The 13,741-nt window shown below is 35.8% G+C and carries 11 protein-coding genes; 6 read left to right on the plus strand and 5 right to left on the minus strand.

Going from position 1 to position 13,741, the window contains the following annotated elements; genetic code table 11:
* Window positions 1-667: 667 nt before the first annotated feature.
* Complete coding sequence (locus CQ022_RS00005) at window positions 668-2,296, minus strand: acyl-CoA carboxylase subunit beta (RefSeq protein ID WP_105684402.1); 1,629 nt, start codon at window positions 2,294-2,296, stop codon at window positions 668-670.
* Between the two features lie 283 nt (window positions 2,297-2,579).
* A complete protein-coding gene (locus CQ022_RS00010) occupies window positions 2,580-3,101 on the minus strand; it encodes a GNAT family N-acetyltransferase (protein ID WP_105684401.1) in 522 nt (173 codons plus the stop codon).
* A 170-nt stretch (window positions 3,102-3,271) separates the two neighbouring features.
* On the opposite strand from CQ022_RS00010, the gene CQ022_RS00015 reads away from it, so the two are divergent.
* From CQ022_RS00015 to CQ022_RS00025, 3 genes are read left to right on the plus strand one after another with little or no spacing between them, the layout of a single operon-like run.
* Complete coding sequence (locus CQ022_RS00015) at window positions 3,272-4,150, plus strand: DMT family transporter (RefSeq protein WP_105684400.1); 879 nt, start codon at window positions 3,272-3,274, stop codon at window positions 4,148-4,150.
* A gap of 13 nt (window positions 4,151-4,163) precedes the next feature.
* Window positions 4,164-5,246 (plus strand): PorV/PorQ family protein, encoded by a 1,083-nt coding sequence (locus tag CQ022_RS00020; RefSeq protein ID WP_105684399.1) that lies wholly within the window; start codon window positions 4,164-4,166, stop codon window positions 5,244-5,246.
* A gap of 10 nt (window positions 5,247-5,256) precedes the next feature.
* Entirely contained in the window at window positions 5,257-6,000 is a 744-nt protein-coding gene (locus CQ022_RS00025) for a hypothetical protein (RefSeq protein ID WP_105684398.1), read from the plus strand.
* Between the two features lie 415 nt (window positions 6,001-6,415).
* Here CQ022_RS00025 and uvrC read toward each other — a convergent pair whose 3' ends face one another.
* Both uvrC and CQ022_RS00035 read right to left on the minus strand, forming a co-directional pair.
* Window positions 6,416-8,209 (minus strand): excinuclease ABC subunit UvrC, encoded by a 1,794-nt coding sequence (gene uvrC / locus CQ022_RS00030; protein WP_105684397.1) that lies wholly within the window; start codon window positions 8,207-8,209, stop codon window positions 6,416-6,418.
* Window positions 8,210-8,295: 86 nt separating this feature from the next.
* Window positions 8,296-9,057 (minus strand): hypothetical protein, encoded by a 762-nt coding sequence (locus CQ022_RS00035; protein WP_105684396.1) that lies wholly within the window; start codon window positions 9,055-9,057, stop codon window positions 8,296-8,298.
* Between the two features lie 130 nt (window positions 9,058-9,187).
* Between CQ022_RS00035 and hutH the strand changes: the two genes are divergently transcribed.
* From hutH to CQ022_RS00050, 3 genes are all read left to right on the plus strand, one after another.
* Window positions 9,188-10,675: a histidine ammonia-lyase gene (hutH, locus tag CQ022_RS00040; RefSeq protein WP_105684395.1), complete on the plus strand. Its 1,488-nt coding sequence runs from the start codon at window positions 9,188-9,190 to the stop codon at window positions 10,673-10,675.
* Between the two features lie 87 nt (window positions 10,676-10,762).
* Window positions 10,763-11,209: a GNAT family N-acetyltransferase gene (locus tag CQ022_RS00045; RefSeq protein ID WP_105684394.1), complete on the plus strand. Its 447-nt coding sequence runs from the start codon at window positions 10,763-10,765 to the stop codon at window positions 11,207-11,209.
* A 91-nt stretch (window positions 11,210-11,300) separates the two neighbouring features.
* Window positions 11,301-12,782, plus strand: coding sequence for a S8 family peptidase (locus CQ022_RS00050; protein WP_105684393.1), 1,482 nt, complete (start codon window positions 11,301-11,303; stop codon window positions 12,780-12,782).
* Window positions 12,783-12,858: 76 nt separating this feature from the next.
* On the opposite strand, the gene ygiD is transcribed toward CQ022_RS00050, so the two are convergent.
* Complete coding sequence (gene ygiD / locus CQ022_RS00055) at window positions 12,859-13,686, minus strand: 4,5-DOPA dioxygenase extradiol (RefSeq protein ID WP_105684392.1); 828 nt, start codon at window positions 13,684-13,686, stop codon at window positions 12,859-12,861.
* Window positions 13,687-13,741: the final 55 nt, after the last annotated feature.

Raw genomic sequence — 13,741 nt, forward strand, 5'->3', positions numbered from 1 at the left:
GTTAAGCCCACCAGCGCCGATGGTACTGCTAACGCGGGAGAGTAGGCCGCCGCCAGTTTTTATTTTATTTTTAAAAAATCCTTTATCTGATGATAAAGGATTTTTTTTGCTTTATACTATACCCATAGCTACCAGCTACCAAACCTAAACACCCAGACTCATCAATAATGAGTAATATCCAACGTATGCTATCATTACTTATTACCCATTACTCATTACTCATCTTTACCCCAATACTGTTGTCACTCCGTAGGAGTCTAAACAATCCATTTAAAATTCTGTAGTTTATCCTTTGAATTCTTTAGAGTCTAATAAATGTGGCTAGATTCCTGCGGAATGACATAATCGGAACTATTAATCTCACGATATAAAACTGACCATTCTTAAATCGGATCCCGAAGCTCATCATTCATAACTTATAATTCATAATTGATTTTCTCCTAGCCCCGATAGCAATGGTTACCCCGCAGGTTGGATTGGTGAGTGGGTGGGGCTGAGCGTGGGAGCGTGCAGGCGCGAGGAGTATGAATGAATAGCGGGATACAGCTCCTGAAATATATAGTTGTTATTTACTAAACTATTTCCTATCATCCTTTAAATAAAGGAAAATAAATAGGGCTATCTCAAACTGAAATAGCCCTATTTATTTTGTTATGTGTAGATTTTATCAGACTTGAATTACTCCTAAGTTGAATTTCTCAGTGATAGGAGAATTGTTGGCAGCTTCAATACCCATAGAGATCCATTTTCTTGTATCCACAGGGTTGATAATTGCATCTGTCCATAATCTTGCTGCTGCATAGGTAGATTCAGTTTGTTTCTGATATTTCTTAGAAATCGTATCCAGAATCTCATTGTGTTCTTCTTCAGAAATTTCCTTTCCTTGTTTTTTCAATGTTGATTCCTGGATCTGAGCAAGTACTTTTGCGGCTTGCGCACCTCCCATTACAGCTAAATCAGCCCAAGGCCATGCTACAATTAATCTAGGATCATAAGCTTTACCACACATAGCATAGTTTCCTGCTCCGTAAGAATTTCCTGTAATGATGGTGAATTTAGGAACTACAGAATTGGAAACTGCGTTTACCATTTTTGCTCCGTCTTTAATGATTCCGCCATGTTCTGATTTGGAACCTACCATGAATCCGGTAACATCCTGTAAGAAAATTAAAGGGATCTTTCTTTGATTGCAGTTGGCAATGAAACGTGTTGCTTTATCTGCAGAATCTGAGTAGATTACACCTCCAAACTGCATTTCTCCTTTTCCACTTTTAACCAATTTTCTCTGGTTGGCTACAATCCCTACAGACCACCCGTCAACTCTTGCCGTTGCACAGATAATACTTTTACCGTAGTCTGGTTTGTATTCTTCATATTCAGAGTTATCCACAATGCATTTGATAATTTCGTAGGTATCATATTGCTCAGCTCTGGAAACCGGCATAATTCCGAAAATGTTTTCAGTGTTTTCTTTGGGAGGGAAACTTTCTATTCTGTCAAAACCTGCTTTTTCAGTTGTTCCGAGAGATTTCATGATGTTTTTGATTCTATTCAAAGCATCTTTATCATCTTTCGCTTTATAATCTGTTACTCCTGAAATAGAACAGTGAGTAGTAGCACCACCCAATGTTTCATTATCGATGCTTTCTCCAATGGCTGCTTTTACAAGATAACTTCCGGCAAGGAAAATAGAACCTGTTTTATCCACAATCATTGCTTCATCACTCATAATGGGAAGATAAGCTCCTCCAGCCACACAGCTGCCCATAACGGCAGAAATCTGAATGATTCCCATAGAACTCATTTTGGCATTATTTCTGAAAATTCTTCCGAAATGCTCTTTATCCGGGAAAATCTCATCCTGCATAGGAAGGTAAACACCAGCTGAGTCTACCAAGTAAATGATAGGAAGTTTGTTTTCCATAGCAATTTCCTGTGCTCTCAGATTTTTCTTTCCTGTGATAGGAAACCATGCTCCGGCTTTTACAGAAGCATCATTGGCAACAATGATACATTGTCTTCCAGAAACATAACCTATCACTACTACAACTCCTCCGCTAGGACATCCTCCATGTTCTTTATACATCTCAAAGCCTGCAAATGCACCTACTTCTATGGAATCTGAATCTTTATCGAGAAGATAATCTACTCTTTCTCTTGCTGTCATTTTTCCTTCATCACGAAGCTTTTGAAGCCTCTTCTCACCACCTCCTTTTTTGATCTCAGTGAGTAAGCGATTTATTTCAGATAATTTTAATCTGTTCTGATCTTCTCGTTTATTGAATTCGATGTCCATAAAATTTTCAATTTTTTACGCTTAAAGATACTATTTTTATGAGGAATATGAATTGGAAGTAAAACAGATGTTTAATTATTTGGTTTCTAGTAAATTGTGAATTTTTTAACTAAAAAATATTTTTAAATAATTTATATTTTTTCTAACTTTACATTAGAGTAACAGAGGTGATATTCTCTGCAAAATACTCTAAGTTCCTAGTTTATTTTTTTAATAGTTTATTATTTGAAGGCCCTGAAAGTTTAACAAATTTTCAGGGTTTTTTATGATCAAACTGTAAACGCTAGTAATACTTTCTATATTGTACAATATTCAGGTCGATAAGATGATTCTTGTTTTTTTTATATTTTTTAGCAGGAATAAAACCTAATTTTTCCGGAATTTTTCTGCTGGCTATATTTTCTTCATCTACAGGATATAAAATATACTTAAAAGTAAAATTCTTTTCCAGAAATTCTATGAGGGTTTTTATGATTTCAGTTCCTAGTCCTTTTCCTTGAGAACTCTTTTTTAGCCATAGACCAAGCTCAACAGATTCTTTTGTTATATTATGGATACCACAACATCCTGCAAAATCACCATCAGAGTCCAGTGCAACCATTACCAGATCTGTGTTTTGTAATAAAGTTCTTTTTGATTCATTAACAAAAGTGATTATATCCTGTCTGCTACCTTTCGGGTCAAAAGGTATGTATCTGGTAACCTCATTGGTAAAATGTTCTAAAATATCATCTATGTATAAGTCTTTGACAGGCTGTAAGACCAGACGTTTTGTTTTGATTTCAATACTTGGACTTAATATCATATTGTAATTCTGATGTTTTTATTAAATGAATAGAAAAGGGTCTGTATTAGGTGAAAAACTATTAAAAACTTTATTTATCATCTTTTTATTAATGTAAATTTATATTTTTTGTAAGATTTATAAAAGCGTATTTGTAAATTTGCACGTTAAAAATTCTAAGGAGATAGGTTATGCATAAATTGGCACTTTTCAGGTTACACTTAATTGTATTTTTGTGGGGGTTCACCGCAATTTTAGGAAAATTGATTCATGCCAATGCACAGATTCTTGTGTTTTACAGAATGTTGTTTGCTTCTATTTTTCTTTTTGTATTTATCCGGGTTTTTAAGAAGGATAGTATAAAGGTTTCAAAAAAGATATTTTTTCAACTGGCAGCAATAGGTTTGGCTATGGCGCTCCATTGGTATTGTTTCTTTTACTCTATTAAAGTCTCTAATGTTTCTATTGCATTAAGCTGTCTTTCATTATCCACACTTTTTGCCTCCATTCTGGAACCTATTATTTTCAAAAGAAAAATTGATATATCGGAAGTGGTGATGGGAACGGTTATCGTTGCCTGTATACTTTTAATCTTCAAAACAGAGTTTCATTTCAAAGAAGGTATTATTTATGGAATTCTTTGTGCTGTATTTGGAACTATTTTTTCAGTTTTTAATGGTAAGATGTTTGGTAAAACAAGTTCTGGAAACATTATTTTTTATGAAATATTCTGTGGTTGGTTCATTTTAATGATATTTTATCTGCTTTCCGGGCAAATTTTTCAGATGAATGAAATAAACTACCGAGATCTGGCGTTAATATGCTTGTTAGCCAGTGTTTTTACTGCTTTTCCAATGCTGGAATCGGTGAATTTAATGAAATATATATCACCCTTTACTTTAATTTTAACAGTTAATTTAGAACCTGTTTACGGAATTATACTAGCTTTTTTTATCTTTGGGGAATCAGAACATATGAGCCCTATATTTTATGTCGCTTCAGGTGTTATGATACTGGCAATCATTGTAAACGGATTAATTAAAGCCAGAAAAACTAAAAACTTAAACTAAGCATCAAATTTATATGATGAAAAAATATTTTTTACTTGCATTTTCACTGCTGTTTGGGCTTTCTCAATCTCAGATTATCAGGAAATATTCCAATGAATTTTTAAATATCGGAGCCGGAGCAAGGGGACTTGCAATGGGAGGGGCAGTAATCACCAATCAGGATGATGTATATTCTCCCATGTGGAACCCTGCAGGTTTAATGTCTATTGAAAGAGACTGGCAAGGAGCAGCAATGCACGCTGAGTACTTTGAGTCTATCGCAAAATATGATTATCTGGCATACGCAAAAGTGCTTGAAGAAGGTGTCTTTGGTGTTTCTGTGGTAAGGCTTGGAGTAGACAATATTTTGAATACAACCCAAATGATCGATTCTGAAGGGAATATTGATTATGATAAAATCACAAAATTCTCTCAATCTGATTATGCAGCCATTCTTTCTTATGCATTCCGACCTGGTGGAAACCCTAAACTGGATGTGGGAGTAAATGCAAAGATTGTCTACAGAAATGTGGGTAAATTTGCAAATGGCTATGGATTCGGTTTTGATGTGGGAGCTACTTATAGAGCTGATAACGGATGGAAGTTCGGGGGAATGGTGAGAGATATTACTACTACGGTAAACTTCTGGACGATTAACCAGAAAGAACTTTCTACTGTGGTAAATGGAGAAGAGTTCAACCCTGCTCCCAAAGATAAACTGGAACTTACCATGCCTAAACTTAATGTGGGTGCCAGCAAATTATTCGAAATCAATAGCAGCGTGTATGTATTACCTGAGGCAGGTTTGAATGTGGATTTTGCAAAGACAGCATCATTGATTTCCACAGATTTTGCAAGTATCAGCCCGTATGCCGGAGCTGAACTAGGGTATCAGAAAATGATTTTTGTAAGATTAGGGATTAACAGGTTCCAGTCTATTACAGATATAGAAGATCTTAAAAGAAAAGTTTCTTTCCAGCCAAGTGCAGGTATTGGAATCAGATACAGAGGGCTTACACTGGATTATGCGATTACGAATTCTGGGATAGGCGGATCTAATTTCTATTCCAACTTCTTCTCATTAAAACTGGATATGGGAGCATTCAGAAACGATTAAAATTTAAAAAATGAAAAAGTTATCAATGCTGATGTTGGCAGTATGCTCAACAATTGCTTTCGCACAAAAGATTTCAGATTACAAATATGTTGCAGTTCCTGAAAAATTCGAAACATTTGGGGAAGATTATGGTTTGAAAGGTTTTTTGACCAAAGCTTTGACCGGGAAAAAGTATATAGTCCTTCCTATCATTAAAGATAACTGGCCTTCAGAAGCTAAAGGTAATTTCTGTAATGTGGTTACTGCTGATCTCCTTAATGATAAAAATCTATTTAAAAATAAAGTAATACTCCAGTTTAAGGATTGTAATAATAATATGATTCTGGAATCTAAAGGAGGGTCAAGAATTAAAGAATTTGAAGAAGGATTGCAGGATGCTTTAAGAGAAGCTGTGATTAAAGTACCGGTTTCCAATCCGGTTGCGCTATTACCAGCATCTAATAATACTGCTCAGCATACATCTCCTGAACCTGTCGGGTCTGTAGCATCTACAGTAATCCCTGAAGCCAATAATTACTCAAACGGGAAAATGGATCTTCAGAAAATACAGATTGATTCCAATCAGTTTATTTTGGCAAAATCCGGAAGCTCTGTTCCATTTGCTGTTTTTAAAACAACTTCTAAGAATTCTGTTTTTATTGTAAAACTGGCTGATGGAAATACAACTGTTGGATATTTTGAAAATGGAAATATTGTGATCGATATTCCACAGACAGATGGAAGATATTCCAAAGAAGTTTTTACCGCAAAATAGTGAATAAAAATAATAAGAATAAAGTATAAAAGGCTCTTGAAAAAGAGCCTTTTATAATATATATGTTGATGTGTTTTTCATTTTTTGAAAACTTGAACATAGTTTCCTACAAATAAGGGAGGTAACCTGAGTATCCAAATGCTAAATGATAATGTGAAAAAGATTTACAAAAAGAGAAAAATTTTCACAGTGTTATTGTTATTAGTTGATATTACTAATTTATGAAAAAAATATATATAATACTATTTGTTAATAAAATATTTATTTTTTTAACGTTTTTTATTATTGTATTTTCTTTGTATTAAAGAGATTGTTGGTTTTTGTCCCTGAATGAGAAAATGGGAAATGAATATATAATGTTGTAAAAATAGTAGGTTTTATTTTTGAAAATTTAACTGTCGAATTACAAAGATCATTAAGGGGCATTAAAAAACTCCCAAATTACTTTAGCTTTACTTTTCCCTAAAATTTCCTCCAGAGTTTCCAGATTGGCTTCCTTGATACGTTTTACAGACTTTAGCTTAGACAGAAGCAATTCAATAGTTTTTTCTCCCACACCAGGAATTTCTTCCAATTCAGATTTTATAGTAGAATTTTTCCTTCTTGTTCTGTGATGTTTTACCCCGAATCGGTGAGCTTCGTCACGGACACGCTGAAGGATTTTCAATGTTTCAGATTTTTTATCAAGATATAAAGGAATAGAATCTTCAGGAAAGAAAATTTCTTCCAGTCTTTTGGCAATACCTACAATGGTAATCTTGCCATAAAGTCCCAATAATCTCAGGCTCTTTACAGCAGAAGACAGTTGCCCCTTTCCTCCATCAATCAGAATCAGCTGCGGAAGACTTTCCCCTTCATCAAGCATTCTCTTATAACGACGGTAAATAACTTCTTCCATAGTTGCAAAATCGTTCGGTCCTTCCACTGTTTTCGGATGGAAAATTCTGTAATCTGCCTTGCTAGGTCTTCCATCTTTGAAAACAACACAAGCTGACACAGGATTGGTTCCCTGAATGTTTGAGTTATCAAAACCTTCAATATGTCTTGGCTCTACAGGCATTCTCAGCAGTTTCTGCATCTCGGCCATGATTCTGTTGGTATGCCTTTCAGGATCTATAATCTGAACCTGTTTCAGCTTTTCCAGACGATATTCTTTAGCATTCTTTTCAGAAAGCTCTACAATTCTTTTCTTATCTCCTACTTTAGGAACAATCAATTTTACATTCGGGATTTCTACAGACAAATGGAAGGGTAAAAGGACTTCTTTAGAATCAGAAGAAAACTTCTGACGGATTTCTATTAATGCTTCTTCCAGAATATCTTCATCCGTTTCTTCAAGAATCTTTTTGATCTCAGTAGTAAAACTCTGGATAATATTTCCATTTCTGATTTTAAAGAAATTGACATAAGCAGCCGTTTCATCACTGGTCATCCCAAAAACATCCACATCATCAATATTCGGATTCACTACCGTATTTTTAGCCTGATAATCCTCAAGAATGTCCAGTCTTTCCTTAATAATCTGAGCTTCTTCAAACTGAAGATTGGAAGCCAGTTTCATCATCTGATTCACCAGATAATCTTTTGCTTTCCGGAAATCTCCTTTGATAATCCCGCGGATGGCATCTATTTTTTCATCATACTCTTCCTTACTTTCCAGATCTTCGCATGGTCCTTCACAGTTTTTAATATGATACTCCAGGCAGACCTTGTATTTTCCTTCTGTAATCTTGGCTGGGGAAAGATTCAGGTTACAGGTTCTGAGTTTGTAAATATGTTTGATAGTGTCTAATAAAATCTTTGCAGGGCGCACCTTTGCATAGGGACCGTAATATTCCGATCCGTCTTTAATTACATTTCTTGTCAGGAAAATTCTTGGAAAGTCTTCATTTTTAATGCAAATCCATGGATAAGTTTTATCATCCTTCAGCATGACATTATAAAACGGCTGATGCTCCTTAATCAGGTTGTTTTCCAATAAAAGCGCATCATATTCACTGTTTACAATGGTTGTTTCCAGTCGCTGGATCTTGCTGACCATTATTTTGATTCTGTATCCGGAAAGATTTTTATTGAAGTAGGAAAGAACCCTTTTTTTAAGATTTTTAGCTTTCCCAACATACAAAAGCTGTTCATTCTTATCATAATAACGATAAACGCCGGGTTCGGATGGTAAGGTTTTGAGCTGTAGTTCTAAAGAAGGATTCATATAACAAAATTAAGGAAACTTTCCCTATTTAAAAAAGAAAAACCTGCAGATGAATCTACAGGCTTTATTGTATGGTTCAAAGGATTTTATCCGTTAGTCATTGTAGTGTACTCATTAACAAGAAAACTGAAGTAATCCCATTCCACAGAGTTTTTAGGATATTTTTTCATGAAATCCTGATTATCTCCAAAAAGGAAATCATAATTATCTTCAAAATCATCTTTATGAAGCCACATTACTTTGTTGCCCTTTTTTACATAATAAGATTTGATAACCCCGCCTCCAAGCTGTGGAGAACCCATTACAGAAAAACCTGTTGTTTCTTTAGCTCTGGGATCGTGGTATACTGAAATAATATCATCAAAACCTGGATTGATAACCTGCATCAGGAATTCCTTATCATCTTTTTTATTCTTTAGAGAAACCGTCTGGTTCACAAAATAAATTCTGTCATTATTGGTGTTTTTAGTCAGCTTCTTAGTTCCAAAATTTCTGATGTTCCCCATGTATTTTGCCACTTTTGCAATTTTTTCAGCATTGCTTGGATATACATACATCTCGTTGATCTGATCAGCATTGAATGTCGCATTCTTCTTGGTAACACTATCTTTGATAGCTACTTCGTAAATCTGTCCTTTTTTGGTTTCGATCTTGTTACAGAATCCTTTATAGGTAGTTCCGTCTTTCAGGAGAATAGTAGACGTTTTCTTAGGAGATGGACTATTAAAACCTTCATTAAAAAGATAAGTTTCCATTTTTTTTATATCCTCTTTAGAATATTTTACTTTCTGGGCGAAAGCAGTTGTGCTTGCTACACATACGGCAAGGAATAGAGTTTTCAGTCTCATGTATTATTGTTTTTAATTTTCGGGGCTAAAAATAGTAAATTAATTCGCTTGTTTTATAAAAATATAGAAGATTGAAATTTAGCTTTTCCAATTATTGTTAAATGCGTAATTTTAAAGAAATTTTTTAGAAATGATATACGGAGTAGATGTTTTTACTTTCCATGATGTTCTGGAAATATGTAAAAAACCTAATAAAGCCAAGCTGAACAAAGCAGCAAAAGAACAAATCTTAAAATCTCAGAAAAACGTACAGAAAATAGTAGAGTCAGACAGATGTGTATATGGAATCAATACAGGATTCGGACCATTATGTGATACTAAAATTTCAGCTGACGAAACCGCTCAGTTACAATATAACCTGATTATTTCCCATGCGGTGGGAGTAGGAAAGCCTATTGATAAAGAACTTTCCAAGATCATGATGATTGCTAAAGTACATGCTCTTTCAAAAGGATTTTCAGGAGTTTCCCTGGAAGTTATTGAAAGAATGATCCTGATGCTTGAAAAAGATATCATCCCGGTGGTTCCTGAACAGGGGTCTGTAGGAGCTTCAGGAGATCTTGCTCCGTTAGCACATCTTGTACTGCCTTTATTGGGGTTAGGACAGGTTTGGGAAGCAGATCAGGTTTCCGAAACAATGGAAGTGCTGAAAAAACATGACCTTGAACCATTAGCATTAGGCCCAAAAGAAGGGTTGGGATTAATCAACGGTACACAGTTTATCCTTGCTCATGCCATCAAAGGACTTGAAAAATTTGAGTATTTACTAGACCTTGCTGATATGACGGCTGCTATGAGTATTGAAGCTTACAGAGGTTCAGAAAGCCCTTTCAAAAAAGAACTTCATGAGATCAGACCTTTTGAAGGCAGTAAAAAAGTGGCGGCAAGAATGGTTAAATTCCTGAAAGGATCACAAAATATGAAGGCTCACGAAGATTGTGAGAGAGTTCAGGATCCTTACTCTATGAGATGTGTGCCACAGGTTCACGGAGCCAGCAGAAACGCTTTTGAACACCTTAGAGGGATGGCAGAAACAGAATTGAATTCTGTAACAGATAATCCGATTGTATTAAGTGCCGAAGAATCTATTTCAGGCGGAAACTTCCACGGACAGCTGATGGCATTGCCTTTAGATTACGCTACACTAGCCGCAGCAGAATTAGGGAATATTTCGGACAGAAGAAGTTACTTATTGTTAGAAGGGAAATACGGTCTTCCAAGATTATTGACGGAAAGCTCAGGATTAAATTCCGGATTTATGATTCCTCAGTATACTTCTGCAGCTTTGGTTACAGAGAATAAAACATTATGTTTCCCTGCATCAGCAGACTCTATTCCTACAAGTTTAGGTCAGGAGGATCATGTTTCTATGGGAAGTATTTCAGGAAGAAAATTCAATCAGGTTCTTGGAAATCTTGTGAACATTTTGTCTGTTGAGCTGATGTTTGCCGCTCAGGGACTTGAATTCAGAAGACCCGCGAAATGCTCTAAAGTAATTGAAGAAAACTTTACGATTCTTCGTTCCAAAGTTGCCAAACTGGAAGACGACAGACTGATCGGTAAAGATATGCTGGCCATTGCAGAATTGATTAACGAAAGAAAATTTGTTGTCAACTAATCGAAAATAGAACAAAGGCTTCCGAAAGGGAGCTTTTTTTGTTTTCCCAAATCTTTAAATGCTTCAATTTTTTAATCTTTAAATTAAATGTACATACTCAGAACAGATTCCACCAATACAGATTTTCAAAATCTCGTAAAATCCCTGGATGCCACTTTAGCAGAGCATAACGGAGAAAATGATGATTTCTTCAGCCAGTATAATACAATCGATACCATCAAAAACTGTATTGTCATTTATATTGATACCATTCCGGCTGCCTGTGGTGCATTCAAACCATTTTCTGAAGATACGGTAGAAATTAAAAGAATGTTTACCCATCCGGAATTCAGAAAAAAAGGATTGGGTTCAGCAATTGTAAAAGAACTCGAAAACTGGGCATCCGAATTGAATTTTAAAAAAGCCGTATTGGAGACTTCTCAAGACCTTAAAAGTGCAATCTCTGTGTACGAAAAAAGTGGTTTTTACAGGATACCCAACTATGGACAATACGCTGGAATAGAGCAAAGTGTCTGCTACGAAAAAGGATGGTAATTTAATATTCGTGTAATGGTAAATTCATTTTTTTTCAGTTCTTAATTCCCGTTAAAGTGTTATATTGTGGATCCAACCAAAATTATAACATATGAAAAAAACTGTATTCCTATTGGCAATATTTTTTGCCCTAAACTCGTGTTCCAGAGAAGAACTTCAGAACGAAAATGTAAAAACAGAAATGGCTCAGAAAGATCCGTTGACCGCAAAACAGATCAACGAAAGGATTAACCAGGCTATTAAAACGGATGGTACTTTCAATTGGAAGAATGAATCCGATCATTTTGTATGGAGTGCTATTTTCCGCGGAAATAAAATGGTATCTATTGGTTTTGGAGCTTCTAAAGATGATTTTGACAGAAGTAAATCTCCAAACAGCAGCGATATGGAAAAAGAAGTTCTTTCTGTTATCAAAAAATATGAAGGAAAAGACGAAAGAAATTTCCTTCTTCTTTCAGATCAATATCTTAATCAGATGGATGTGGTGATTGAAAATGAAGAAACCATTACTGCTCTTCGGCAAATGAAGAACATCCGATATGTAGAACCGGCGGACTATCATTATTTTGAGTTTGAAGCTCAATATAATGCTGCTGCAAAATCTTCAGGAAGTGGCTCATCAGGATGCGGATTTTCATCATCTACATTAAGCACAGCAGACTATACTTCAACTACGCCAAGTGCAAAAATTCCATGGGCTTTCACCAAACACAGTATTCCTGATGCATGGAACTACAGTACGGGAGCAGGCGTTACCATCGGGCTTATTGACACTGGAGTTTCCCCAGAGCAGACATTGTTAGGAGGAAGTTTTAATAATGGTGCTTCTTCAGGAAGAACAATCAGTAAACTTGGAGTGTATAATTCAGACGGATCAGGAGATCAGTGTGGGCACGGAACAAAAATGGCATCCGTAATGGCTGCTCCGAGAAATAATGCAGGATTACCAGTGGGAGTTGCTTATAATGCCAATCTGATTGCCTACAGAGCAGCAGAGAATGTTGTTTTGGAAACTTCCAGTGAGCAGACCGCTGTAAAAACAGCATTTACGGAATTGGGTAACAACACAAATGTAAAGATCATCTCAATGTCAATGGGACATATCTTTTCTGTCGGAAAAATTGAAGATGGTGTTAAATATGCTTATTCTAAAGGAAAACTAATTTTCTGTGCCGGAGGTACTTCTACCAGCTTTACCAATTTTGTTGGGGTGATTTTCCCTGCATCAATGTCTGAAACTCAGGCGATAACAGGAGTAAAAGAAAATACATCCAATCAGAAATGTGATATTTGCCACTCGGGAAGTCAGATTGATTTTACCTTCCAGATGGAAAGATCTTCAGGAAATACCGTTCCTGTATTGAGTTATTACAATGGACAGGCTGATTATGTGGGTGGTTCTTCTGTGGCTACGGCTGCTACAGCAGGAATTGCAGCTTTGGTTTGGGCTAAAAATCCATCATGGACGAGAGATCAGGTGCTTAATAAAATGAGACAGGCTGCTACGTACTATCCCAATGTGAATTCAAGCTACGGTTACGGAAATATCAATGTTCTGAAAGCGGTACAATAATTAATAATTCCATAAAAAGAAAAGGAAATATCTCATCTGAGGTATTTCCTTTTTTATTTTTAATATCCGGTTATGATTATCCAATCCTTACACTTGTCATACTCAATGAACCCCCAATAAGTTCATCATTGAATAAGGCAAGTTCTTCAGACTGATCTTTCAGACCTAAAGTATACAATAAAGGGAGATAATGATCAGGTGTAGGAACGGCATACTGTAAGAAAGTTCCCTGTTTCTGATAATCAATGATATTCTGAAAATTACCATCAAGAAGCCAGTTGTTGGTTTTCTCTCTGGCTTCTACTGCCCAGTCCCAGCCAGCTCCTACCGTATTTATATTTTTCCAGTCGATAAGGCGGAGATTATGAACAATATTTCCGCTTCCTATAATCAGAATACCTTTTTCACGAAGCTTGTTCAGCCTTTTGGCCAGATCATAATGATATTGCGGAGGTTTTGTATGATCAATACTCAGTTGAATCACAGGAATATCTGCATCAGGATACATATGCTTAATGACTGACCATGCCCCATGATCCAGCCCCCAGCTATGATCCTCTTCTACATCAACCGGAAAAAGAAGCTCTGCTGTTTCTTTTGCTAATTCCGGACTTCCCGGCGCAGGATACTGCACATCAAAAAGAGCTTTTGGAAACCCATAAAAATCATGGATGGTTTTAGGCATATCCATAGCGGTTACAAAAGTTCCGTCTGTATACCAATGGGCAGAAATACAAAGAATTGCATTAGGCTTAGGAATTTCTAACGCTGCTTTTCGGAAACCCTGCACAAATTGATTCTCTTCAATGGCATTCATCGGTGAACCATGTCCAAGAAATAAAACAGGCATTCTCTGTGTGCGTTTAAAACCGTCGCTTATGTTTTGAAGATCGTTCAGGTTCATAATATTGAAGATTATAAAAAAATAAAAGGTTCAAGGCTTTTAGACAAATCCCTGA

The organism is Chryseobacterium culicis, assembly GCF_002979755.1.
Classification (GTDB): Bacteria; Bacteroidota; Bacteroidia; order Flavobacteriales; family Weeksellaceae; genus Chryseobacterium; species Chryseobacterium culicis_A.

Excerpts from the sequence above, each read along its gene's own strand:
- ygiD (WP_105684392.1), bottom strand. The coding sequence starts at position 13,686 with ATGAACCTGAACGATCTTCAAAACATAAGCGACGGTTTTAAACGCACA.
- uvrC (WP_105684397.1), bottom strand. The coding sequence starts at position 8,209 with ATGAATCCTTCTTTAGAACTACAGCTCAAAACCTTACCATCCGAACCC.
- CQ022_RS00025 (WP_105684398.1), top strand. The coding sequence starts at position 5,257 with ATGAAAAAGTTATCAATGCTGATGTTGGCAGTATGCTCAACAATTGCT.
- hutH (WP_105684395.1), top strand. The coding sequence starts at position 9,188 with ATGATATACGGAGTAGATGTTTTTACTTTCCATGATGTTCTGGAAATA.
- CQ022_RS00045 (WP_105684394.1), top strand. The coding sequence starts at position 10,763 with ATGTACATACTCAGAACAGATTCCACCAATACAGATTTTCAAAATCTC.
- CQ022_RS00010 (WP_105684401.1), bottom strand. The coding sequence starts at position 3,101 with ATGATATTAAGTCCAAGTATTGAAATCAAAACAAAACGTCTGGTCTTA.
- CQ022_RS00050 (WP_105684393.1), top strand. The coding sequence starts at position 11,301 with ATGAAAAAAACTGTATTCCTATTGGCAATATTTTTTGCCCTAAACTCG.
- CQ022_RS00005 (WP_105684402.1), bottom strand. The coding sequence starts at position 2,296 with ATGGACATCGAATTCAATAAACGAGAAGATCAGAACAGATTAAAATTA.
- CQ022_RS00035 (WP_105684396.1), bottom strand. The coding sequence starts at position 9,057 with ATGAGACTGAAAACTCTATTCCTTGCCGTATGTGTAGCAAGCACAACT.
- CQ022_RS00015 (WP_105684400.1), top strand. The coding sequence starts at position 3,272 with ATGCATAAATTGGCACTTTTCAGGTTACACTTAATTGTATTTTTGTGG.
- CQ022_RS00020 (WP_105684399.1), top strand. The coding sequence starts at position 4,164 with ATGATGAAAAAATATTTTTTACTTGCATTTTCACTGCTGTTTGGGCTT.